The organism is Nitrospira sp., from assembly GCA_037045225.1.
Taxonomy (GTDB): Bacteria; Nitrospirota; Nitrospiria; order Nitrospirales; family Nitrospiraceae; genus Nitrospira_A.
In genome coordinates this window covers 3768584-3791481 of sequence record JBAOHZ010000009.1, presented here as the reverse complement: position 1 = coordinate 3791481, position 22898 = coordinate 3768584, and the positions used below count along the sequence as shown (strand labels likewise).

The following is a 22898-nucleotide window of genomic DNA, read 5'->3' as shown; positions in this document are numbered from 1 at the left end:
AAGGTCCCAGAATTTGATGCAATGGGTTTGTCGCAATCGCGTCTCCCAACTCCGTGTCACAGCCTTGCCAACAGGGATCAGTTCCGTGGAGTTTTGGCGCGGCCTGATCGGCCGGACCGAGCCCGCTTGGTACGATAGAGGGCGGGTGTTTCGGCTACGCCGATGGCTGCTCCGACTTCCTCTGGCTCGATCACGACGCGAACCCTGGCGCTCAGCTCTCGCGCCACGCGGCGCAGCATACTCAGGGAATGGCCTTCATAACCGGGAGACTCCAGGCGGCAAATCTGCTGCTGCGAAGTCTTGACGCGTCGCGCCAACTCCTTCTGCGACAACCCTGCTCGCTGACGGAGCGCCGCGATCTGCAACGCCACATCCCAGGCCTGCCCTGCCTGCTTGAACCGGCGGGCAAAGTCCGGCTTGGCCAATTGCGTTTTCAAATATCGGTCGAAATTCGTTTGTTTCATAGCTGCGCCCTCTTGCACCATTCGCGCATCCGCTCCCGCGCTGTCGCCAGGTCGCGGGATGGAATAGCGCGGCCTTTGTTCCGAATGCCATGAACAGCGATGATCCGGTGCCGGCGCATGAAGAACCACAGTACCCGGGCATTCAATTTGCCGACGTGCCGCAATTCAAACAGCCCATCACCAAGTGCTTTCGACAGTGGCTCGCGATGATACTGCCGGTTCCGCAATTTCGCCAATCCGGCCAGCACCGCGGCGAAGTCGTCGGGATCGTTTGACTTGAGATCATCCAGAAACTCCCGAACCGGGCAAGCACCGGACTCAGTCTCGTAGAACTCTACCGTGAATTCCATGCTCATGCAACATCAATATTGATGTTATTGGTCAAGGACAGCCCCCGCTCAACCGGCGCACCGCCGTACCGGTCCAAGCCGCGCAACGGACTATCGATGTGAAGATCGTAGGCGTAGATGAAGCGCATGAAGCATTGGATTCCGAGGTTTCATGATCACCGCGACGTCAGACACCGTACCAATTCCAGACGGGCCGGATGAGCGCAGCACAACCCCGCATGATACGCGAGTGGTGAGATCCTCACAATGCCGACGCACACGACCTTGCCCATAGCAATCTGTGCCCCCGCCCGCCACAGTCCGGCGGGCGGGACAGAGCCGGCCTACCGTCCGGCGGTTCGCTTGCGGCAACCACATTGGCAGTTGTTTTGTTCGCAGCGACAGGCATTTGCCTGGCACCCGCAGGAACAGGATGCACAGTCGCAGGTTCCGCAACAGGTTGTCTTCGCAATCTTCTGCGTGGTGGATTTCTTTACGTCGGCCATGATGGGTCTCCTTTGAGATGTCGACGCGTGATTGCGTCGTCACAGAGGCTGACGGAGGCACCCGAGAAACCTTACAGTCGGGAAAACATCGTGGTAAGCTTTCCCCATGAACCTTGAAAAATCCTCCACATCACTTTCACCCCAGGCCATTGCGCAACTGGTGAAGGGACACCGTGAGTTCCTGGCCTTCCTGGAACGGCGTGTCGAATCTCGCGCCGTAGCCGAAGATATTTTGCAGGCAGCCTTTACCCGTGGACTGGAACGCGGAGCGGGCGTGGACGACGAAAAAGTTGTCGCCTGGTTCTATCGGGTGCTCCGCAACGCCGTGATCGATCACTACCGGCAGCGTTCCACCGCCGCACGAGCGATGGAAGCCTGGGGGCGAGAATTTCCTGATGTACAGGAGCCGGAAGCGGAGCTGCGGCAGGAGATCTGCCAATGCGTGTCGAGCCTGCTGGAAACACTCAAGCCGGAATATCGCGAAGCCCTACGGATCGTGGATCTGGAAGAAGGCAAACTGAAAGACCTCGCGCAGCAGTCTGGCATCACCGCCGAAAATGCGGCCGTCCGCGTACATCGGGCCAGGGCGGCGCTTCGTCGAAGAATCGAACAGGCCTGCGGCACCTGCTCCGTCCATGGCTGTCTGGATTGTTCCTGTGAAACAGCCGTCGGAGGGCACTGCGAAGGGTAAGCTTGCCCAGTAACTCTGAGCACCGTGTGAAGTCCTCTTCCAATGCCGTCACCTGTCTTGCGCTATCGCCATCCACTCTTTTCACCCATCCCCTGTCTTGCAATTCCCGAGACCAGCCCCGTATGCTCCTGGCATGATTTTGGTGACACGATGACTGAGCCCGCAACGACCCTCTCCAACCTCAGCTTGGCTGAATTAAAGAACCTGGTCGAGGGCATTGTCGATGACCGGCTGCGTACGCTGCTGGGTGACCCGGATCTCGGCGCGCCCCTCGGTGAATCGGTTCGCGATCGCCTCAAGCAATCGCTGACGTCGACGGAACGCATCACGGGCGACGAAGTGGCCGACAAACTCGGCCTGCGGTGGTGACATGCCCTGGTTTCGTTTAGCTTTCCGACCCGATGTGGTGACCGACTTGCGCGTGGCGGATCCCGCGATGGCCCAACGCTTGTTCGACAAAACGAAGTGGCTGGCCTCCAACGTCGACAACTTGCGCCATGAGCCGGTCGCCGCCGACCTGCCCGGCATCCACAAATATGCCGTGGGCGACTGGCGGATTTTTTATTCGATCGACCGCGCCGAACAACTCGTGGACATTCACCACATCCATCACGCCGCGCCGGCGCAATCGGCCAGACCAGCCTGACCATGTTGAATCTCACCTGGACCGCCATCGAACGGTTGCGCAAGCTGATCGAGGAACATCCGGAAGATCCGGTCGTGCGGATTACGCTCCGCGACGTGGATATGCAACGCCTGTCGCTCTCGATCACCCTGGAATCTGTGGCGCAGGAAGAGGATGAGGTGCAACACATTGAAGGGTTGACGATTGCGCTGGAGCGAGCGAGCGTCCACCGCACGAACGGAATGACGGTAGACTTTCAGAAAGATAGGGGATTCACGTTCGTGCATCCGCCGGCGGATGAGTTGGGGCTGATCATGCCCAGCAGCAACTAGCCATGCTGGCAGGGAGCAAGAGCCGATAGCGTATGGCTGATGGCCGGACAGCGAAGAGCGTATGGCGTATAGCAGGAAGGAACAGAGCCGATAGCTGATCGCAAACGAGCACAAGGCGTAGTAGCTCTCGTCGAACCTCTACTCCTCTGGACTCCTTGCCGCTTGCCATAAGCTATTAGCTCTTTTCTCCCAAGCCATAAGCTCTTATATTTTCGCCTACGATTTCATCCGGGGAAAGACGCTGCCGAAATGCATGGAGAAGGTGCCGCGGGCCACATCGGCGACGTAGCGTTCGAGGGCTTCGGTGATCACAGGAAAGGCTAGATCGTCCCAGGGAATGTCCTCCAGCGAGAACAGTTGCACATCCAGACTTTCCGTGCCGGGTTTGAACTCGGGGGTACGCATGGAGCCGCGAAAGACCATGTGGACCTGGCTGATTCGGGGCAGGCTCAAGACGGCATACAGGGACGTAATCTCGACGTCGGCATGCGCCTCTTCAAAGGTTTCACGGATCGCGGCCTGCTCGGTGCTCTCCCCGATCTCCATGAAGCCGGCAGGAAACGTCCAGTGACCGGTGCGTGGTTCGATCGCCCGGCGGCACAGCAGAATTTTATTCTCCCACTCGGGAATGCAGCCGGCGACGAGTTTCGGATTGATGTAATGGATGACCTGACAGGACTCGCAGACAAACCGCGGCAGGTTATCGCCGGGAGGAATTTTTTTCGACAGCCCGGCCCCGCACTCGCTGCAGAACTTCATTGCGGCCCCCGATCACGACAACAGAAAGACAGAAATGGATAGCACAAACCACGCCTTCTTTGCACCCTGCCCTCGCGGACTCGAAGCGGTCCTCGCGGATGAACTCACCGACCTGGGCGCCGCCGCCGTAAAAACCACGGCCGGTGGAGTCGCCTTTCACGGCACCCTTGCCCTCTGTTATCGCGTGAATCTGCAGAGCCGTATCGCCAGCCGTATTCTCCTGCGTATCGCCGAGGGGTCCTATCGCGACGAACACGATGTCTATGACTCGGCGAACGCCATCCGCTGGCAGGATTGGTTCACGCCGCAACAGCGCATCAAGGTGAAGGTCAGCGCGCACCACTGCCCGCTGAAAAGTCTGGATTTTGTCACCCTGCGAGTGAAGGATGCCGTCTGCGATCGCTTTCAATTTGCACGAGGCAGGCGCCCGACGGTGGATACCCATGCGCCGGACATCTTGATCGCGGTGTATTTGGATGCGTCGACCTGCACCTTCTACCTGGATACCTCGGGCGAGCCGCTCTTCAAACGGGGCTGGCGGAAATCCGCCGGCGAAGCGCCGATCAGGGAAAATCTCGCTGCCGGGATCCTGCGGCTCTCGAAGTGGACTGCGGACACGGTGCTCTACGATCCCATGTGCGGGAGCGGCACCTTCGTCATTGAAGCCGCCTTGATGGCCCGTCGTATCGCGCCGGGAATCGGCCGGCAGTTCGCCTTCGAGAAACTGTTATCATTTGACGCCCGCCGATTAAACGACCTGCGCGCAGAACTCAAGACGTCTGAAATTCCCGTCCAGCCAGGGCTGATCCACGCAGCCGATCAGAGCGGGCATGCGATTACCTCGATCAAGGCCAACCTCACCATCGCCGGGAGCGCCGACGCGGTGACCCTTCAGCAAGGCGATGTCCTGCAACTCCCCGCTCCGGCTGAAGCAGGACTCCTTGTGGCGAATCCGCCCTATGGGCATCGCATGGGAGAGACGGACAACTTGCGCACGTTTTATCCTCAATTCGGCGATCACCTGAAGAAGAACTTTTGCGGCTGGACCGTACAGATCTTCACCGCCGACTTAAAACTTCCCGGCCAGCTGCGACTGGCTCCTTCCCGCCGAGTCCCCCTCTTTAACGGCGCGATCGAATGTCGCCTCTTCGAATTCCGCATGGTCGCCGGCAGTCTCCGAAAGCCGAGAGCTGGTGGCGAATAACCGCTAAGAGCAAATGGCTTATGGCGGATAGCTTGGGAGAAGGAGCGACTGCTCATGGCTAATAGCGTATGCCAAGAGGGCAAGTAGTGACGCGTCCCTGGTCCGCCGCACATCTCTAATTCCTGCTCCCAGCCATAGGCACTACGCCATCAGCTATAGGCTCTTGTTCCCAGCCATACGCTCTTCCCTTCTCGCCATACGCTCTTGCGCCTCACGCTTCCATGCTTGACAGCGTGGCAAAAGACTCCTATTTTCAAGGTATGAAACGACACGCCCGTTACCCGCTCATCGGGCGGTCGCCGGAGGCGTATGAACGCATCCCACACGCCAGTTGAAGAGTGGCAATCAACGAACGATCTCTCACTCTCACGCCTCATCCTTGTCTCCAACCGCGAGCCGTACGAACACCGGCAAGTAAAGAATCGTCTGATCTGGGAGCGCACGTCCGGCGGTCTTGTCTCGGCACTCGATCCGGTCATGCGGCGGCTCGGCGGCACTTGGATTGCCTGGGGCAGCGGCAAAGCGGATCGCGACGTGGTGGACGAAGACATGGTCGTCGAAGTGCCTCCCGACGCCCCCACCTACCGCCTGCGGCGCGTATGGCTGGAGGCGGCTGAAATCAAGGGCGGGTACCAAGGGTATGCCAACCAAGTGCTTTGGCCCCTGTGCCATCTCACCCTTGACCGCGTCGTCTATCGCAAAGCCTTTTGGCATGCCTACCAGGCCATGAACGCGCGCTTTGCAGCAGCTGTCCTTGGCGAGATGCGCAAGAAATCCGGGTTTGTCTGGGTGCACGACTTTCACCTGGCCCTGGTACCCGGGCTCATCAAGGCCTCATTCCCGACCCAGCCGGTTGCCGTCTTCTGGCACACACCCTGGCCCGGTCCTGACGCATTTCGCATTCTGCCTGAACGGTGTGAACTGCTGGAGTCGCTGCTGGCGAGCGACCTGGTGATGTTCCAGACACAACACTTTCTCCACGCGTTCGTCGAATGCGCCAAGGAGTTCCTGGGCGCCGAGGTCCGGAGCGACGATCTTCGCATTGACTATAAAGGCCATACCACGCGACTCGTGGTGCGGCCGATCAGTGTCAGTTTCCAAGCCTGGTCGGAGCGCGCCCACACAATGCCAGTCACACGCGCGATAGACGTGTTGCGTAATCTGCACGTCTTTCAATCTGATGTCCGCATCGGTCTCGGCGTCGACCGGCTCGACTACACCAAAGGCCTGCTCAAACGATTCTGGGCGATCGACGCCTTCTTCGAGCAGTACCCGCAGTATCGCGGCCAATTCACCTTCATTCAAATCGCCGTGCCGACCAGAGGCGATGTGGAAGCCTATCGCCGCTACCGGGAAGTCATCCGTGAGACCGTGCACGACATCAACATGCGGTACAGCAGTATCTCCAACGCGGGCAGCCCTCAGGCGTCCCGCTGGCGACCGATTGAATTTCGGGAAGGCCGCATCGGCATGGACACCCTGACAGCCTATTACCGGATGGCGGACCTGGCGCTGGTGAGTTCTGTCTACGACGGCATGAACCTGGTCGCTAAGGAATATGTTGCCAGCCAGGTTGATGAGAAGGGGGTGCTGCTGGTGAGCCACATGGCTGGTGCAGCCGAGGAAATGGCCGGTGCCCTGGTCATCAATCCCTACGACCTTGAGGGGGTGGCCGATGCCATCCGCCAGGCTATCGAAATGCCCTTGGAGGAACGCCGGGAGCGCATGCATCGCATGCGGACCTACCTCGAAGCCCATGACATCCGGGCCTGGTCTGACGAATGCCTGCAGGACACAGGCATCCTCTCACCTGATGACCGCGCCACGCATGAATAACCGGTGTCGACCTCCATGCGTCTGGGAAACGGCCCTGTGATCGACACGGCCTCCTCTCCACAAGGCCTATCCTCGTCGCCTTCTTGCCCCTGCGCTCCGGAGAAGCACCGGGCAGACACAAACCGCTTCCGCATTCCGAGCCGATTGCTGCGCCTGCTGCTCACGATGAGCCTCTGCCTTGTCTTCGGCGGCTGTGCCCACATCTCGCAGCTCTTTTCCGTAACTCAGCCCTCCGGTCGACCGGTGGATCGGCAGCAACAGGCACTCCTTTCCCGCCTCGCAGGCATCGTCGAACCAGACCTCCGCGATAACCTGAATTCAACACTCCCAGGGGTGCGCAAGAGTCTGGCCGATCAAACGAACAAGCCGGCGAAGTTCAAACGGAACCTGGTGCTGCGCACGCTCACCGATCCCTGGAACGGCCTGACCGCAACAGAGCAGACCACCCTATTGGCGGCCAGCGCGGCGGAATCCGGCGTCGAGGGACTTCCGGCCGTGATCGACATCCTGGAAGGTGGGATGGACCGTGCCGGCGCGTCCTTTGCGCCACTCCCTTTTCCCGTAACACTGGCCAGCGAGGACCTGCTGGCCTTTCTCATTGATGTGCTCGAACATGCCTATCAAGACCGCGAACAAGCGCTCCGCCACCTATCCCAGCAAGACCGTGAATTCCTCTTCTCTCAGGCCCGCCCCCTTGTCGAACAGTTCAGTCCACAAGTCACCCCGCCCGCACACCTGTCGGAAGCCGAAGCCGCCGCCCGCTACGCAACCGTGCTCGCTCAACAGGTGGACTACGCTCTACTCATCAGCGCCGCACAGCGGTTGTCACGGATCGGCAACCGGAAATTTCTCCAACAACTGGAGATCGCCTTCCACAACCGGCCCCCGATTACCCACACGGTTTCCGGCATCACCGGAGATCTGTTCCTGGCACAGCAGACGTCCTACGGACTGTTGGTCGTAGGAGGCCACGGCCCCAACACCTATGACCTGGAGAAGGGCGCCGCGCTGATCATCGACTTGGGCGGCAATGACACCTACCGAGGCGTCATCGGAGCGAGCTCGAACAGCGATCTGGGGAACAGTGTGGTCATTGATCTGAGCGGCAACGATACCTATCACCCTGCGCCTCTTGGTTTGGCCACCGGGCGGACGGGAATCGGCATCGTCATCGACCACAGTGGCGACGATACCTATCATTTGGCTCCCGGCACCGGTGGAGTCGGCCTCGCAGGCCTTGGCATCCTGTATGATGGAGAAGGACAGGACATCTACGAAGGGAGCCGATTTACCCAGGGTGCGGCGTTCGGCGGGTTCGGTCTCTTGCTCGATCGTGCGGGAGACGATCGATATACGAGTTTCGGGTTTGCCCTCGGTTTCGGAGCGCCGTTGGGTGTGGGGGCCCTGATCGACGTATCCGGAAATGATTCTTACGAATGCGGCGGGCGTTATCCCAGCGCATACAATGAAACCGACGTGCCCAATACGCCCCCGCAGGACCCTGCGTTTCAATACGATTGTTTCGGACTTGGAACCGGATCCGGACTGCGGGTCTTCAGTAAACAGGCGTCGCACCGTGCGCATAGTCTGGCCGGCGGATGGGGCCTCTTCATCGATCTGGATGGTCAAGACCGGTATCGCAGCGCCAACTTTGCCCAAGGCCACGGGTACTTTTTCGGCCTCGGGGTGAAGCTGGATCTAGCCGGTGACGATGAGCACCAGGCCGCCCGCTACGGCCACGGCACCGCTGCACACTTCGGAGTGGGCCTGACCATCGATTACGAGGGTAAAGACCGATATGGCTCGAAGGGTCCTTTCTATAACGGCGGTGCGGCCTGGGACGGCAGCGTCGCGCTCGCTATTGACGGCGGCATGGACAGCGATTTTTACGATCTGCCGGCTTCGACGGGTTTAGGAATGGGCGACCTCGGTGGATGGGGACTGTTCATCGAAGAAGGCGGCGCGGATCAATATGCCGTCAAGCGTGGCCTCGGCCATGGGGCGGAGCACAGCATCGGCGCATTTTTCGATCTGGATGGGAGGGACGACTATTCCTCCGTTCCTCCACCCGCCAACGGTGCGCGTCCGGAACGCCTCAATGGGAAAACGTTCATTGAAAACCAGAGCAGCCTCTTCATCGACCGGTAGTAGAATGGTGGGGAGCAGGAGCTTATAGCGAATAGCTCATAGCTGAACTAGGAGACTAAATCGTAGAGAGTCTCTCATTCCGGTCGCCGCGCCTCCGCTTGGCTATACGCTATTAGCCATTTGCTCTCCTCTCAAAGCCTGCGCTTGACTCATTCCGTCTTGTGGCTATCTTAACCGGTAAGAACGAGCGTGACCGTGTCTTCGGTACCCATCACGCGGCTCTCACTCGATGACCATCCGAGCACAGCGGAGGATACTATGAACGATTCGAATATCCCGATACTCAAGCATTTGCCCGTGCTGCCCCTGAAGCGGACCGTGTTGTTCCCCGGTACCATGATGCCCTTGACCGTCGGCCGGGACCGCTCGATCGCCGCAGTCGAGGCGGCGCTGAAGACCGAGGATAAAACGCTCCTCGTGGTCGCTCAGCGGGATGCGCAAACCGATCAGCCGACCCTGGAAGATCTCTATCCCATCGGGACCAAGGCTGTCATCAAACAGACCGCCCGCACGCCTGAGGGGCACTACAATATTTTGATTCAAGGGCTGGAGCGCTTCGTGCTGCTGAAGCTCGACCAAATGGATCCGTATCTGCAGGCCCGCGTAAAACAGCTGGCTCCGCCAAGCGAGCAGAGCACAGAAGTCGAGGCACTGCATCGGGCCATTCTGGACATCATTACCGAACTGCCGAAACTGATCCAGACTCCCGGCGTACATGAAGCGGTGGCAGCCCTGGGTACGGAAGAAGATCCCGTGGTGTTGGCCTATCGCATCGCATCGTTGTTGAATCTTACGTTGGACGGTGAGCAGCAGTTGCTTGCGGCCTCCACCCGAGCCGATCTGCTCCGCGGGCTTTATGCGGCGCTGTCGCGCGAAATCCAGATTCTTCAGTTGCGCGACAAAATCACCAGCGAAGCCAGGGAGAAACTCGGCAAGACCCAGCGGGAATATCTCCTCCGCGAGCAGCTCAAGACGATTCAGCAGGAGCTGGGCGAAGGAAACGGGGAAGAAGATGAAGTCGGCGCGCTGAGAGCAAAGATTCAAGAAGCCAATCTCCCGGAACAGGTCCGGAAAGAGACGGACCGTGAATTGGCGCGCCTCGCCAAGACGCCGAGCGCATCGCCCGAGCATCAAGTGATCCGGAGTTATCTGGAGCTGGTGCTCGAATTGCCGTGGAACAAGTCCTCGGAAGAAGGACTCGATCTCGCGCACGTCCGCAAGGTGTTGAACGAGGACCACTACGGCATCAAAGAAGTGAAGGAACGCATCGTGGAGCACCTGGCGGTCTTGAAACTCAATCCGTCGGCCAAGGCGCCGATCCTCTGCCTCGTCGGCCCTCCCGGGGTAGGAAAAACCAGTTTGGGACAGTCCATCGCCAAGTCCATGGGACGGACCTTCGAACGCTTCAGCCTCGGCGGGTTGCATGACGAAGGCGAATTGCGCGGCCACCGCCGCACCTATGTCGGGGCCCTACCCGGCCGAATCATTCAGGCGGTGCGGCGAGCCGGCGTGAACAATCCGGTGATCATGCTGGACGAAGTCGATAAACTCGGACATGATTTCCGAGGCGATCCTGCATCGGCCTTGCTGGAGATCCTGGATCCTGCGCAGAACCACACGTTCCGGGACCACTATCTCGATTTGCCGTTCGATCTTTCGAAAGTATTCTTCATCACGACAGCGAATACGCTGGAGACGCTGTCGCAACCCCTGCTCGACCGGATGGAAATCATTCGGCTGAACGGATATAGCGAGCGGGAGAAACGGGAAATTGCCCTGCGGTACCTCTGGCCGAGACGACTGAAGGAGGCAGGGCTGCGAGCCGAAGAGGTGAATCTTCCAGAAGCCGTGCTCGACCAGATCATCGGTCGCTACACCAGAGAATCGGGAGTACGGCAACTGGAACAGATGCTCGGCCGCATTACGAGAAAGGTCGCCGTGACCTTCGCGGATCGGCCGGCTGATGCGCCGACGAGCCCCGTGGACATCACACAATCGCTCTTGGACGAGTGGCTCGGACAGGAACGGTTCCAGCCGGAAGAGGCGCGAAAGAATCTCCCGGCCGGAGTCGCCACCGGTCTCGCGTGGACTCCAACAGGCGGTGACGTGTTGTATATCGAGACAACTCTGCTGCCCGGCAGCCACGAACTGACGCTGACGGGACAACTCGGTGATGTCATGCAGGAGTCGGCACGCGCGGCGCGCAGCTACCTCTGGTCGCATGCCGAGAGCATGGGGCTGGACATCTCGCGCTTCAAACGCAACGGGGTGCATATCCACGTCCCGTCGGGCGCCATTCCCAAAGACGGCCCTTCGGCCGGAATCACCATGGCGACCGCGCTGGCTTCGGCCTATGTCGGCAAGCCGGTGCGTAGCGACACGGCAATGACGGGAGAGATCAGCCTGACCGGGTTGGTACTGCCGGTCGGCGGAATCAAGGAGAAGGTCCTGGCCGCGCATCGCGCCGGCCTCCGGAGAATCATTCTGCCGAAGGCCAACGAGAAGGACTTGAAAGAAGTCCCGCAGGAAGTGCGCGATGAACTCACGGTCATTCCGGTGGAACGAATCGAGCAGGTTCTCCCGGCGGCCTTCAACCAAGATACACCACCCTCGCCCGAACGGGGCGAACCCTTGGCCACCTCCACGGCCTCGTAAGATCCCGGGCCCCGGCTGAACAGCCGGGGCCCATTCTTCAATCCCCCGGCCCTCGCCACCACTCACTTCCTCAAACACCCATCTACCAGCCTTGCCCTTCCGTCGTGTCCTATGTAAGGATTGCTTGAGTACCTGACTGAACACTCCCTTCCGCACATGGGTCTACAGAGACAAGAGAACCAAGGAGATGCCCTATGCCTCCCAAAATTGAAGTCGGAGACATCATAAAAGTGACCAAGACCGACGATGAATGGAAAAAACTGCTGACGCCCGCGGCCTATCAGGTCCTGCGCCATGAAGATACCGAGCGGGCGTTTACGAGTCCGCTCCACGAGAATCATCAGGCCGGCACCTATTACTGCGCCGGCTGTGACCTACCCGCCTATTCCTCCGAACATAAGTTCGACAGCGGAACCGGCTGGCCCAGCTTCTGGCAACCGATCGACGCCAAGGTGGTGGAGAAGCGAACCGATACCAAATTCTTCATGACCCGGGTCGAGGTCCACTGCGCCCGATGCGGCGGCCATCAAGGACACGTCTTCGATGACGGGCCTAAACCCACCGGCCTCCGTTACTGCATCAACGGCGTCTCCTTGAAGTTTATTCCAGCCTGAGTGCAATCACGCCTACCCGACGCGTGACGCAACTCGGCCACGGCAACTACCGCAGCGTCATCACCGGAGACTGGCGGCGCACCTTGCAATTTGCCGCTGAACCCTCCTAGACTGCCCATGCTATGGCGTACTTTTCGTTGATGCGACCGCACTTAGGTCTGTTCCTGGCCTGGACGGCCATGCTCGGTTGTTCACAGTCCTCCGACGTCCTCACATCCAATCTCAACGCCTGCTTGATCGTCACCGAAGCCGAGGTTGAATTGGCCATCGGCACCCCGGTCACCCCGGGCCTGCGCCAGAATGATCGCCAATGCCTCTATCAGGCCAAACGTAATCCGCAAGAAACTGTGACCGTTGAACTCAACCCCGGTCCCGACGGGGACAAAAAAAGCCTGTTCCACGATCAGCGCTCGAAGGCCGGTCACCAGCCGGTCCCCGGAGTCGGCGACGGCGCCTTCACCCTGCGCTCGCCGATCGGCGGGATTCAGCTGACGTTTCTGAAAGCCGACGCACTCGTCACTCTGTCGCTCTCGCCCTCGAAGGAACCACAGGCGCAGGCAGCCGTCACCAACCTGGCCAAGGTCGCGGCAACCAGGCTTGGGAGCCCTCTCCACACCGCTTCCGCGGCGTCACCAGAACCGGGCCTCCCTGCCGCTTCGTCCCAATGGGCCGGTGACTGGTATGGCTGCCCGCCCGTCGGATTGATGTATGGGAAAGGCCATCTTGCGCTGAGCGACGGCGGCACCTGGTCTCTGACGACGGCCGTGTTGATGCCGGGCACCGTCACCGCAGACCGGGGACACTGGCAGGCTGAATCCTATCAAGAGATTCTCCACGGAACCTATCGACTGGCTGGAAATGAGCGCTTCTCAACGACCGGAATCCTGAGCGTGACCTGGGACAAACTTCCCAAGAATCAGGTGCCGAACAAATTCGACCCTCTCCTCTGGCGCGCCTTCACACCCGCCCCACACAAGGTCGCCGTGAAGCGGCTTCCCCCGGTCGAGCCCTCCCTCGTCGGGACCTGGGAAGGGTCGGCCAAATTCGTCGATCGGCAGGAAGAGTTTGTCTGGACGATCACCGCAGCCAATGTCTCGGACTTCTACAAAGCCACATCGCAGTCGGGTCGGATTGAAAAGGAACCGAACCAGCTCCGCCTCACCATCCCTCAGAGCAAGACTCCTCCACTCACGATACGAGTATTGGCGAACGACAAACTTGAGCTCACCGACAACGGCGGCACGGTTTCGCAGTGGAATCGGAATGAGAAACTGCTGTCGCGCTGTTAACGTACTTGATTGACCTTACCAGCGACGCCGCTCGCGCCCGTTCAACTTGACTCATTTTTTTCAGCCCGCTAGACTGAGGCATGGCACACTGGCTCATTGTCGCGCTGTTCTGCACCGCACCGCTGCTCTCGGCTGCGGAGGGGCATGCAGGGCCCAGCGACGCACCACGCACCCCACACGTGGTTGAATCATTCGACCAGACTGCCCCCGACCGTCTCCTGCGCAGCCTGTACGACCACGCCGTCGCCGCGTTGCAGGAATACATCGAGTTCGAAGGACGTCTACCTGAGGACGGTGACACACAGGCACGAGCGGGCCAGTTCCGACTCAAACTGTTTCCCCAAGGCAAATCACGTTCGGAGGAACACCTGAGTGCCGAAGGATCATTCGGCCTCTCGCCCGACGCCGAGCAACAAGAGTTCACCCTCCGATTCAAATCGTCCAAGCATCCGTCACGCCCCCTCCCCTCAGTGACTGACGACGTCATCTAAGAAGTCCATCGGATCATTCGTCCCTCTTTCTCGACAAGTGCTTGTCATGCTCGATCTTGACCGGTGCGTCATCGGGGCATAGAATAAAAATTGGTTCACGACCCGCCTCATTCTGGAGGTGGTTGCCATGATCTTCCGTGGAGCACAAATCCAACGGGGCGTGTCTGGCAGGTGTGGCCTCCTCCCCAAACGAATTCTTTCCAGCAATAGAGCGGCGTTGCCTTCTTCTGGTGTGCTTGCGCCCGCAGGGAGGGCTCCCTACACCTTCCGTCCTCACCCGATCGCCGTCAGCCAACATGTAGGGCATGTGGCCGACTGTAACCGCCGAAACCCGTTCCAGCTGACGTGAGCAACACCTCGAGAGCGTGGGCCGGCACCGGTCTGGTTGCCCTACGTTGAAAGAAGGGCGTGATGTCATTTCCAGCAATCATCCAATCGACATGCAGTGCGGAAAAGCCGAGGAGGCATATCGCATGGCGGTATGACGGCGCATGGGAAGAAGGACTCGCGCGGTTCGCGCGAGAGCGTGGCTTATGTCAGAAGTATATTGGGGAATCGTCATAGGTCTCTTGGCAATGGTGGCGACCCTGTTCGTCTGCATAGACATCACCTACTCCGGTTCGAACAAGTCGCACAAGGCACCAAACGGAAGCGTCGGAGAGCCGAACGAGGCCATCAGGCAGGCGCCTACAGGTTCTCGTCAAGCCGCATAGGTGCCGGTTGATGAGCCCACGAATCTCGTGGTTCAGTCAACGGAGGTGGCGTATGGTCGTCGAGATCATCGGTCTCGGAACAATGATTGCGCTGGTATGGCTGCTGGCTTGGTCGATGGCGGGGGAGAGTGAGTCTGAGAAGCGGCGGAATGCCGCGTCTCCTGATGGCGCTCGTTCCTTCGACACCGTTGCACACGACAGGCGAACCAGGCACGCAGCCTAATTGTGGATTGCTTCCTGGCACATGCGCACCCACACGTTTCACGTCGCTTCGGCACGTGAGACGTGGAGGGAGCCGTACGGTTTGTCCACGTTCCGCTCAAGGACGAGAAAACGCCCTGCGGCCGGCGGATGGTGTGTGTTGTGGTCTCGCGTGTCAGGTAAGAATTTGCGGCGGCCCGATGCCGGCGATGGCCTCTTCCGTAATCACCACGGATTTCACCCCGTTCAAGGCCGGCACATCGTACATGAGGTCTAACATCACCTCTTCCAGGATCGTACGTAGCGCTCGCGCGCCGATTTTCATCACAGCCGCGCGGCGGGCCGCGGCCTTGATCGCGGAATCGGTAAACTGAAGCTCAACCCCGTCGAGCTCAAAGAGGGCTTGATACTGCTTCACCAGCGCGTTGCGCGGCTCGGTCAAGATGCGAATGAGCGCAGGTACGTCCAAATCCGACAGGGTGGTCAGCACCGGGAATCGGCCCACAAACTCTGGAATGAGTCCGAATTTGAACAGATCCTCGGGCTCTACGTCACGCAACAGGCCGGTGTGGCCGTCGATCCCGCTTGCGGGATTGGTCGCACCGAACCCCATCCGCTTTGGGATCGTCCGTTGGGCGATAATCTGATCCAACCCAACGAACGCTCCACCGGCAATGAACAGAATGTTTGTCGTATCCACGCGAATATAGTCTTGCTCGGGATGCTTTCGCCCGCCTTTCGGCGGCACATTGCAGATCGTCCCTTCCACCAGCTTCAGAAGTGCCTGCTGCACCCCCTCGCCAGACACATCCCGCGTCAATGACGGATTCTGAGACTTGCGGCTGATCTTGTCGATTTCATCGATATAGATGATACCAGTCTCGGCGCGCGCAACATCATACTCACAGTTCTGAAGCAGCTTGAGCACGACGTTCTCGACATCTTCACCCACGTAACCAGCTTCGGTCAGCGCCGTCGCATCCGCAATGGTAAAGGGCACATGAAGAATACGGGCCAACGTCTGGGACAGGAGCGTTTTCCCGGTACCGGTCGATCCAATCATCAGGATGTTGCCCTTTTGAAGATCGACGTGTTTCAGCCGTTCCCGATTCAGAATCCGTTTGTAGTGATTGTGGACCGCGACGGAGAGCACTTTCTTGGCGCGATCCTGCCCGATCACATAGTGATCGAGTATCGCCTTGATGTCGGTCGGCTTGGGGATCACGAGCGGCAGGGACGAGGAGGAGCTCCGCTCACCGCCATTCTTGCCCTTGGATAAGGACAGGGAGCAGCGCTGAATGCATTCCTCACAGATCAGCAACGGAGACGGGATGTGGCACGAGTGGCAGTGATGCGGCTCAGGACTGGCAATAAGAGATCGCGCTGCGTCTTGACGTTTGCCGCAAAACGAACAGAGACGTTCTGGTTTGGGGGAAGGATCCCGCTTGTCCCAGAACACAGCGCTTGCCTCCGTGCTTGCCAGGTGAACGAGCGAGGCGATGCGGTATCTTATGCCTCAGCCAGACTGAACTGCAAGCGAGGCGCAGGTTGACTGGACTCCCACAAGGGCAGACGAACGATTCAGACGAAAGATTATGGGAGGAACCCCCTCCGAGGCGGGCAGCGAGGTGAATCCATCGATCATCAGGGGAAGGCAGGCAGAACGACGCGTTCCCCCTCAGGAGAGAAATCGTTCGATAACGTCCACCGGCATCAGTCCGACGAGCAGGGTTACGTCAGTGCGTTGAAGAAGCGGCACGCCTTGATGATCCGCTTCAGCCCACTGTGTATTCCAGGCCCGCAAGATCGCATCGACGGTGCCGGCCTGTGCGCCGACGATCTGCGAGGAGGCCAATCCCTGACGTTCGGCCTCCCGCTGCAACACCGCATCATCGGAGAGATCCTGTCCGTCCAGCCAGAACGCGCGATACAACGAACGTACAAACGCCCCTCCCCGAAGCGGGTCGGCACGAAGCGCACGCGCGGACGCAGCAATCGCCCGCCCCGTATTGGGTTTCCCCAGCGGCACCACGATCGGCAACCCGGGCGCCAGCCGACGGACCATCTGCACCTCCTGGTTCAATTCAGCGCCAAGATGCCCTGCCCAACCAGCCATTGGGATCGGCAGATGCGGCGCATGCTGAACTCCCTGCCAGGCAATTCGATCCATGACGCCCAATACATGGAGACGCTCGTGCATCGCGTAACAAAAGGGGCAGTTAAAATCGCTGTAGAGCCGGCATTTGTTCATTTCAATTCCACCAGATGATTGAAAACCAAAGAAGTCAGGATTATTCATGACTGCCGTCGCGAGGCGTTCGAGGCGGAAGCCCGCCGAGGCTGCTCGCACGTAAGGCCGACGCAGGTGTACTCGCGGTCCGTCGAGGAAGCCGAACGAGAACAGCCTCGCCGGGCTAAGGCAGAATCGCAATGATTCGAACCGGTGCCCCCGTCCCACCCGCAATTTTCATCGGGAGAGCCATGATCGTGGCCCCCGACGCAGGCACCTCGTCCAGCCGCGCCACATTCTCGAGTCCATAGAGACCGGCTCCGTTCACAATCCGGTGCACGACAAAATCCTGGGAAGGCCCATAATCGATGCTGGCTGTATCGATTCCAATTCCGGAGATGTGCCGTTCCGACACGAGAAACTCCGCGACTTCTTGCGAGAAGCCAGGAAAATGCAACGTCGTCGGCAGCTCCGGCGTCGCGCTACCGAAATACCGTTCACGATCCGTCCAGTACGCCCCCCAGCCGGTCAATAGCATCACGATTGCCCCCGCTGGAATCGGCTGGTGCGCAGACTCCCAGCGATGAATATCCGACAGGGAGACACGATAGTCGCGATCGCCCTTCACCGCAGCGCGTACGTCGATGACCACGGCAGGGCCGACCAATCGGTCGACCGGAATACCGTCGATCCCCGCTTGCCCCTCCGCAAAATGAACGGGCGCATCCATGTGTGTTCCGGCATGTTCGGACAACGCCACCTGCCCTGTGGCGTACCATTTTTCGGTGGGCGTCCCTCCCCGTGCTGTCGACTCACGATGAAAGGGAGGATTGGCAGGCCAGACCTGAGTGGTCTCATCGAAGGGGTAGGTCATATCCACGAACCGTTGGGCAGCCTGGGCGTCACTCCAACCGCTCAACACCATCACCAGGACCCACCAGCCCGCTACCAGAACTCGCATCACCGGCGGATTAGCTTGTTGGTTCGGCGCCATGCTCCCTTCTCCAAGAATTCGACTCATACGAGAACCCGGTCAGAAGGCCCCAGCCTCTCGAATCGGGTGGAAATACGGTACCCTCTCATCCTCAAACAGTGCAACTATGAAGAAGGGAAGATGCCGAAGGATTCAAGCTGAACTGCCGTTCAGCCTGCCCGAGGCACCTCGTTTGCCACGGCACCTTCAAGTTTCCTCGCGCTTCGCCCGATACAGTCCAGAGCCTGACATCCTTATCCACAGACCGGCCGTTTGCGCACCACTAACAGAGCCATGGCCTTACCTCGCCCAACTGACGAGTCACCCAAATTCGACAAGGCCGACATCCTCACCCTCCGCCCGGAACACCTCCGGCTGGGGATGTATGTCGACCTCAACTGTTCCTGGTTTAAGCACCCCTTCCCGCGACGCTCCTTTAAACTCACCTCCCAGAGCCAAATTGCCACTATCCGAGGTCTCGGCTTAGCCACTGTGCTGGTCTATCCACAGGACTCGGATGCAGAGACTGAGACGGTCACCGATGAGTGTCCCCAGGAGCCTTCTCCGGCCGAGACGGAAGGTTCAGTCACGACGACGGACGAGGCAGCCGACCACGAGACTCCTCTACCCGAGAGCGAACCGCCATCCCACGGAGACTACCACCAGGCAGTGGAATTGGCTTCCGAAGCCTATCGGCAGATGCTGAGCCGCAGTTCGCAGATGATGAAGGACCTTGGGGGAGGATCGCAGGAGGGATTACGCTCGGCACAGCTCATGATCGGCGGGCTCAGTACCCTGCTCACCAATACGGAAGCCGCCGGCACTATCGCCAGCGCCTTTGACCCGGAAGATATCGGCGATGCAAACGTCCTCCATGCCCTGAATGTCGCGACACTGTCCATGATGGTGGCGCAACATTTCGATATCGACCAGGAGGCACTCCAGCTGATTGGAATGGCAGGACTCTTGCTCGACGTTGGAGAACAGCGTATCCCACGCCACATCTTGGCAGCTCGGGGGCGTCGGTCCGAGGTGGAAAACGTCAAATACCAGATGCATCCGTACCATAGCGTGGAACTACTTCGACACTTCACCGGATTTCCCGAAGAAGTGCTGGACGTCATTCGTAGTCACCACGAGCGATTGGATGGATCCGGCTACCCAGAAAAGCTCAAAGGAGATCAAATCTCGCTGCCGACGAGAATCGTCAGCGCCGTGGACCATTACGACACCCTCGTCAATAGCCTTCATCCCGAAGAAGCACTGTCGCCCGCCGAAGCCCTCGCGACGATGTACAGATATCAAAAGCAACTCTTCTCCTCGGAAGTCGTGGTGGCCATGATTCATACGCTCGGTATCTATCCGCCCGGCACGGTGGTGGTGTTGTCCGACGGCTCCTTCGGCGTGGTGCTCAACATCAACTTCAAACACCGGCTCAAGCCCCTCGTGCTGCTGTACGACCGGGACGCCTCGCCTGAACAGCCTCATATCGTCGACCTTCGCGAACAAGCCGACCTCAGCATTCTTCAGGCCGTACCACGAGACCAATTGCCTCAACCGGTACTTCGATACTTCCGCATCAAGCGGTGGACCGGCTACGTCATTCAATCAACCATCCAATCAACCTAAGCAGACAGGCCGTGCAGGACCCCACGCCAGTGGCAGCGATGCCGTGCATTGTGGTATGTCACCCGCATGCCGTTACCGCGTATCCTGCTCGTCACTCCCCCTCTGACCCAGCTCAATACACCCTACCCCGCGACCGCCCATCTCACGGGATTTCTGCGTGCTCGTGGTTATGAAACTGCGCAGGCCGACCTCGGCCTTGCCATGGTGCTACGGCTCTTCTCACGCGAAGGATTGGCGCAGGCGTTCACCCGAATCAAGCAGACGGAACAGCCGTGGAGAGGGGAAATCCAACAGATCCTGGCACTTGAACCGGCCTATCTCGAAACCATTGAGCCGGTCATCGCGTTCCTCCAGGGAAAGGACCCGATGCTGGCCGCGCATCTCGCCCGTCCGGGGTTCCTTCCGGAAGGGCCACGCTTTGCCGCTGATCGTCGGCCCGGTCAGGGCCGATGCTCCATCTCGCCGTCCGATACCGCCCGGCACCGGGCCACCTTGTATATCGAGGATCTGACCGACCTCCTCCACAGCACCGTCGCGCCACACTTCTACTTAAATCGTTATGCCGAGCAGATCATGCACGCGACGTCCTCGTTTGACCGGATCCAGGAGGCCCTCGCGCAACCACTCAGTCTCACGGACGAGTTATTGATCGAGACTCTCTGGCCCTCCCTCCACCGGACGAGCCCGGATGTCGTCGGCCTCACCGTCCCCTTTCCCGGCAATCTCTTCGGTGCGCTGCGCATCGCACAGGCCATCAAATCACGCCACCCGAGGATCGCCATTGTCCTGGGCGGCGGATATGTGAACACCGAGCTGCGACGGCTACAAGACCCGCGGCTCTTCCAGTACGTGGACTACGTCACACTCGATGACGGCGAGCGCCCCTTCCTGTGCCTCCTGGAACACCTGGCCGGCGGGCGCCCCGAGGCGCTGCTTCGGCGGACGTTTCTTCGCACGGACGGCCGCGTGGTGTTTCGAGACGGCAGCAGCGAACCGGACATTCCCATGCACGAGCTCGGCACACCGACCTATGAAGGCCTGCCGCTGACCAACTACCTCTCGATTCTCGACAGTCTGAACCCGATGCACCGGCTCTGGTCGGAAGGCCATTGGAATAAGCTGACCGTCGCGCATGGCTGTTATTGGAAGCAATGCACGTTCTGTGATGTCGGGTTGAACTATATCGCACGGTATGAGATGACCCCGACCGACGTCTTACTCCGACAGATTACGGCGTTGATTCAGGAGACCGGACAGCGAGGATTTCATTTTGTCGACGAGGCCGCACCGCCCGCTGCGCTTAAAGCCTTAGCCCTGCGGCTGCTCGAAACCCACACGACTATCTCCTGGTGGGGAAACATTCGGTTTGAAGAAGCCTTCTCACCCGACTTAGCGAGGCTATTGGCGGCATCCGGCTGCATCGCGCTCACCGCCGGCCTTGAGGCGGCGTCGGATCGGCTACTCGAACGGATGAAAAAAGGGATTACGGTAGATCAGACGGCGCGGGTTGCGGCGGCATTTCGCCAGGCCGGCATTCTGGTCCACGCCTATCTCATGTATGGGTGTCCCGGCGAGACCATTGCCGATACGGTCGATTCGCTGGAGCGCGTCCGACAACTCTTTGCGCACCATCTGCTGCAGTCGGCCTTCTGGCATAAATTCACCGCCACGGCCCACAGCCCCATCGGCTTAAACCCCGCCGCAGAGGGCCTGACCATTCTCGGCCCGCCCTTCAAAGGGTTTGCGGAAAACGATCTTCGCCATGCCGATCCCGCCGCCACGTGCCCGCCCTGGCTCGGGGAAGGCCTGCGCGCCGCATTACTCAACTATATGGAACAGGCTGGATTCGACATTCCGGCACCTCGCTGGTTTTCACATGCCGTCAAGCCGCCTCGGGTCGCACGCACCTGGCTGACGAAGGCCCTGGCCGCGTCTTCCTCTCTGGCACTCACGGCCGAACGACGCTGCGTCTGGATCGGCAGCCAACCAGTGGTTGCCGCCAAGGGGCGCAGCAGAACCAGACTCATCCTGCCAACACGCACAGAAGACTTCACCATCAGCCTGACATCCTCTCGCGCTGAATGGCTGCTGCACGTACTGCACGAATCGACACCTTCGCCCCGCCGAAACAATCACGACTATCCCCGCCTCGCCGACATCCGTGGACGCTTTCCGGCCGCCGGCGCGCGCGGATTCGATCGCTTCAGCAGGAGCGCCGCCTGGCACACCATCCGTCAGGCGGGCCTCCTCCTGGTCTGATCCGGTTCTTGTTGTCCCCGTGAGGCCGGACCTCCACCGACACACTGCCCCCTCGCGATCGACGGCAAAGCAAAAAAGGGGGAGGCGGCCTGCCGGCTACCTCCCCCTTTCATATCAGTACTGTGATTGAGCTACTTGGATCGAGCTACTTATTCGGCTGCGGAGTCACCCGAAGATAGGGCTTGATCGTTTTGAATCCTTTCGGAAACAGCGTCTTCGCTTCGGCATCGTTCACCGCCGGAGTGATGATACAGTCCTGCCCGTCCTTCCAGTTGACCGGAGTCGCCACTTTATATTTCGCGGTCAGCTGCAGAGAATCGACCACGCGCAGCAATTCGTCAAAATTTCTCCCGCAGGAAGCCGGATAGGTGAGCATCAGCTTAACCTTCTTGTCCGGCCCGATTACGAACACGGATCGCACGGTCATACTATCCAGCGAGTTCGGGTGGATCATGTCATAGAGATCGGCCACCTTCTTCTCAGAGTCGGCGATAATCGGATAACTGACCGTGCAGTTCTGCGTTTCGTTGATATCCTTGGTCCAGCCGCGATGCGAATCCAGGGGATCCACACTGATGGCCAGAATCTTCACCCCACGCTTATCGAACTCCCCTTTGATCCTCGCCATGTACCCTAATTCTGTCGTACAGACTGGGGTATAATCCTTAGGGTGCGAAAAGAGAATCCCCCACCCACCGCCAAGCCACTCGTGGAAATTGATCGTCCCTTCAGTCGTTTCAGCTGTAAAGTTTGGGGCATCGTCGCCCAATCGTAGTCCCATGATTTCCTCCTTCAATGTCCGGTCAGATCTGATGATGGCACGGCGTAAGAGAGCAGAAAGACTTGATAAGAGTACCGTTTCCTGTGAGTCCGGTGCAAGGGGAAGCTTCTGCCGAGTGCCCATCGACGCCGACGGCAAGCGAACACGTCAGCCACCCGCTCAAGTTTTT

General features: G+C 59.5%; 23 protein-coding genes. 15 read left to right on the top strand and 8 right to left on the bottom strand.

The window, feature by feature from the left end:
• Positions 1–77: 77 nt before the first annotated feature.
• From V9G17_18730 to V9G17_18720, 3 genes are read right to left on the bottom strand one after another with little or no spacing between them, the layout of a single operon-like run.
• Positions 78–464 (bottom strand): helix-turn-helix transcriptional regulator, encoded by a 387-nt coding sequence (locus V9G17_18730; GenBank protein ID MEI2754632.1) that lies wholly within the window; start codon positions 462–464, stop codon positions 78–80.
• On the bottom strand, positions 461–820 hold the full coding sequence (locus tag V9G17_18725; protein MEI2754631.1) for a type II toxin-antitoxin system RelE/ParE family toxin: 360 nt from the start codon (positions 818–820) through the stop codon (positions 461–463). Before V9G17_18725 ends, V9G17_18730 begins: the two co-directional genes overlap by 4 nt.
• Positions 817–942, bottom strand: a complete 126-nt coding sequence (locus V9G17_18720; protein MEI2754630.1) for a hypothetical protein — start codon at positions 940–942, stop codon at positions 817–819. The genes V9G17_18725 and V9G17_18720 overlap by 4 nt, the downstream gene beginning before the upstream one ends.
• Positions 943–1060: 118 nt before the next feature.
• On the opposite strand from V9G17_18720, the gene V9G17_18715 reads away from it, so the two are divergent.
• The 5 genes from V9G17_18715 (at position 1061) to V9G17_18695 (ending at position 2947) form a co-directional block, all read left to right on the top strand.
• On the top strand, positions 1061–1315 hold the full coding sequence (locus V9G17_18715; protein MEI2754629.1) for a hypothetical protein: 255 nt from the start codon (positions 1061–1063) through the stop codon (positions 1313–1315).
• A gap of 90 nt (positions 1316–1405) precedes the next feature.
• Positions 1406–1990 (top strand): sigma-70 family RNA polymerase sigma factor, encoded by a 585-nt coding sequence (locus V9G17_18710; protein ID MEI2754628.1) that lies wholly within the window; start codon positions 1406–1408, stop codon positions 1988–1990.
• A gap of 150 nt (positions 1991–2140) precedes the next feature.
• Entirely contained in the window at positions 2141–2359 is a 219-nt protein-coding gene (locus tag V9G17_18705) for a hypothetical protein (GenBank protein MEI2754627.1), read from the top strand.
• A 1-nt stretch (position 2360) separates the two neighbouring features.
• Positions 2361–2636 carry a type II toxin-antitoxin system RelE/ParE family toxin gene (locus V9G17_18700; protein MEI2754626.1) on the top strand — a complete coding sequence of 92 codons (276 nt, stop codon included), beginning with the start codon at positions 2361–2363 and terminating at the stop codon, positions 2634–2636.
• 2 nt (positions 2637–2638) lie between these two features.
• Positions 2639–2947 (top strand): hypothetical protein, encoded by a 309-nt coding sequence (locus V9G17_18695; protein ID MEI2754625.1) that lies wholly within the window; start codon positions 2639–2641, stop codon positions 2945–2947.
• A gap of 216 nt (positions 2948–3163) precedes the next feature.
• Here V9G17_18695 and V9G17_18690 read toward each other — a convergent pair whose 3' ends face one another.
• Positions 3164–3706, bottom strand: a complete 543-nt coding sequence (locus V9G17_18690; protein MEI2754624.1) for an NUDIX hydrolase — start codon at positions 3704–3706, stop codon at positions 3164–3166.
• Positions 3707–3740: 34 nt separating this feature from the next.
• Here V9G17_18690 and V9G17_18685 point away from each other — a divergent pair, with 34 nt between their 5' ends.
• From V9G17_18685 to V9G17_18650, 8 genes are all read left to right on the top strand, one after another.
• Positions 3741–4910: a THUMP domain-containing protein gene (locus V9G17_18685; GenBank protein ID MEI2754623.1), complete on the top strand. Its 1170-nt coding sequence runs from the start codon at positions 3741–3743 to the stop codon at positions 4908–4910.
• 309 nt (positions 4911–5219) lie between these two features.
• Positions 5220–6746, top strand: coding sequence for a trehalose-6-phosphate synthase (locus V9G17_18680; protein ID MEI2754622.1), 1527 nt, complete (start codon positions 5220–5222; stop codon positions 6744–6746).
• Between the two features lie 165 nt (positions 6747–6911).
• Positions 6912–8894, top strand: a complete 1983-nt coding sequence (locus V9G17_18675) for a hypothetical protein (protein ID MEI2754621.1) — start codon at positions 6912–6914, stop codon at positions 8892–8894.
• 258 nt (positions 8895–9152) lie between these two features.
• A complete protein-coding gene (gene lon, locus V9G17_18670; protein MEI2754620.1) occupies positions 9153–11549 on the top strand; it encodes an endopeptidase La in 2397 nt (798 codons plus the stop codon).
• 194 nt (positions 11550–11743) lie between these two features.
• Positions 11744–12163, top strand: a complete 420-nt coding sequence (gene msrB, locus V9G17_18665; GenBank protein MEI2754619.1) for a peptide-methionine (R)-S-oxide reductase MsrB — start codon at positions 11744–11746, stop codon at positions 12161–12163.
• A 122-nt stretch (positions 12164–12285) separates the two neighbouring features.
• Positions 12286–13452, top strand: a complete 1167-nt coding sequence (locus V9G17_18660) for a hypothetical protein (protein MEI2754618.1) — start codon at positions 12286–12288, stop codon at positions 13450–13452.
• Positions 13453–13532: 80 nt separating this feature from the next.
• Positions 13533–13943 carry a hypothetical protein gene (locus V9G17_18655; GenBank protein ID MEI2754617.1) on the top strand — a complete coding sequence of 137 codons (411 nt, stop codon included), beginning with the start codon at positions 13533–13535 and terminating at the stop codon, positions 13941–13943.
• Between the two features lie 765 nt (positions 13944–14708).
• Positions 14709–14879: a hypothetical protein gene (locus V9G17_18650; GenBank protein MEI2754616.1), complete on the top strand. Its 171-nt coding sequence runs from the start codon at positions 14709–14711 to the stop codon at positions 14877–14879.
• 153 nt (positions 14880–15032) lie between these two features.
• On the opposite strand, the gene clpX is transcribed toward V9G17_18650, so the two are convergent.
• The 3 genes from clpX to V9G17_18635 all read right to left on the bottom strand — a co-directional run bounded on the left by clpX (position 15033) and on the right by V9G17_18635 (position 18081).
• The gene (clpX, locus tag V9G17_18645; GenBank protein MEI2754615.1) at positions 15033–16316 is read right to left on the bottom strand and encodes an ATP-dependent Clp protease ATP-binding subunit ClpX; all 1284 of its coding nucleotides are present in this window, start codon (positions 16314–16316) and stop codon (positions 15033–15035) included.
• 219 nt (positions 16317–16535) lie between these two features.
• A complete protein-coding gene (locus tag V9G17_18640) occupies positions 16536–17108 on the bottom strand; it encodes a DsbA family protein (GenBank protein MEI2754614.1) in 573 nt (190 codons plus the stop codon).
• A 163-nt stretch (positions 17109–17271) separates the two neighbouring features.
• Positions 17272–18081: a cyclase family protein gene (locus V9G17_18635; GenBank protein ID MEI2754613.1), complete on the bottom strand. Its 810-nt coding sequence runs from the start codon at positions 18079–18081 to the stop codon at positions 17272–17274.
• A 273-nt stretch (positions 18082–18354) separates the two neighbouring features.
• On the opposite strand from V9G17_18635, the gene V9G17_18630 reads away from it, so the two are divergent.
• Positions 18355–19689: an HD domain-containing phosphohydrolase gene (locus V9G17_18630; protein MEI2754612.1), complete on the top strand. Its 1335-nt coding sequence runs from the start codon at positions 18355–18357 to the stop codon at positions 19687–19689.
• Positions 19690–19755: 66 nt separating this feature from the next.
• A complete protein-coding gene (locus tag V9G17_18625; protein ID MEI2754611.1) occupies positions 19756–21948 on the top strand; it encodes a radical SAM protein in 2193 nt (730 codons plus the stop codon).
• Between the two features lie 145 nt (positions 21949–22093).
• Here the strand turns inward: V9G17_18625 and V9G17_18620 are convergent, their stop codons facing one another.
• Complete coding sequence (locus tag V9G17_18620; protein MEI2754610.1) at positions 22094–22729, bottom strand: peroxiredoxin; 636 nt, start codon at positions 22727–22729, stop codon at positions 22094–22096.
• Positions 22730–22898 lie beyond the last annotated feature (169 nt).

Coding starts and splice junctions, on each gene's coding strand:
- V9G17_18660 (MEI2754618.1), top strand. CDS start 12,286: ATGGCGTACTTTTCGTTGATGCGACCGCACTTAGGTCTGTTCCTGGCC.
- V9G17_18710 (MEI2754628.1), top strand. CDS start 1,406: ATGAACCTTGAAAAATCCTCCACATCACTTTCACCCCAGGCCATTGCG.
- V9G17_18720 (MEI2754630.1), bottom strand. CDS start 942: ATGCGCTTCATCTACGCCTACGATCTTCACATCGATAGTCCGTTGCGC.
- msrB (MEI2754619.1), top strand. CDS start 11,744: ATGCCTCCCAAAATTGAAGTCGGAGACATCATAAAAGTGACCAAGACC.
- V9G17_18680 (MEI2754622.1), top strand. CDS start 5,220: ATGAACGCATCCCACACGCCAGTTGAAGAGTGGCAATCAACGAACGAT.
- V9G17_18695 (MEI2754625.1), top strand. CDS start 2,639: ATGTTGAATCTCACCTGGACCGCCATCGAACGGTTGCGCAAGCTGATC.
- V9G17_18730 (MEI2754632.1), bottom strand. CDS start 464: ATGAAACAAACGAATTTCGACCGATATTTGAAAACGCAATTGGCCAAG.
- V9G17_18630 (MEI2754612.1), top strand. CDS start 18,355: ATGGCCTTACCTCGCCCAACTGACGAGTCACCCAAATTCGACAAGGCC.
- lon (MEI2754620.1), top strand. CDS start 9,153: ATGAACGATTCGAATATCCCGATACTCAAGCATTTGCCCGTGCTGCCC.
- V9G17_18715 (MEI2754629.1), top strand. CDS start 1,061: ATGCCGACGCACACGACCTTGCCCATAGCAATCTGTGCCCCCGCCCGC.
- V9G17_18655 (MEI2754617.1), top strand. CDS start 13,533: ATGGCACACTGGCTCATTGTCGCGCTGTTCTGCACCGCACCGCTGCTC.
- V9G17_18675 (MEI2754621.1), top strand. CDS start 6,912: ATGAGCCTCTGCCTTGTCTTCGGCGGCTGTGCCCACATCTCGCAGCTC.
- V9G17_18705 (MEI2754627.1), top strand. CDS start 2,141: ATGACTGAGCCCGCAACGACCCTCTCCAACCTCAGCTTGGCTGAATTA.
- V9G17_18685 (MEI2754623.1), top strand. CDS start 3,741: ATGGATAGCACAAACCACGCCTTCTTTGCACCCTGCCCTCGCGGACTC.
- V9G17_18650 (MEI2754616.1), top strand. CDS start 14,709: ATGGTCGTCGAGATCATCGGTCTCGGAACAATGATTGCGCTGGTATGG.
- V9G17_18625 (MEI2754611.1), top strand. CDS start 19,756: ATGCCGTTACCGCGTATCCTGCTCGTCACTCCCCCTCTGACCCAGCTC.
- V9G17_18700 (MEI2754626.1), top strand. CDS start 2,361: ATGCCCTGGTTTCGTTTAGCTTTCCGACCCGATGTGGTGACCGACTTG.
- V9G17_18635 (MEI2754613.1), bottom strand. CDS start 18,081: ATGGCGCCGAACCAACAAGCTAATCCGCCGGTGATGCGAGTTCTGGTA.
- V9G17_18640 (MEI2754614.1), bottom strand. CDS start 17,108: ATGAACAAATGCCGGCTCTACAGCGATTTTAACTGCCCCTTTTGTTAC.
- V9G17_18620 (MEI2754610.1), bottom strand. CDS start 22,729: ATGGGACTACGATTGGGCGACGATGCCCCAAACTTTACAGCTGAAACG.
- V9G17_18725 (MEI2754631.1), bottom strand. CDS start 820: ATGAGCATGGAATTCACGGTAGAGTTCTACGAGACTGAGTCCGGTGCT.
- V9G17_18690 (MEI2754624.1), bottom strand. CDS start 3,706: ATGAAGTTCTGCAGCGAGTGCGGGGCCGGGCTGTCGAAAAAAATTCCT.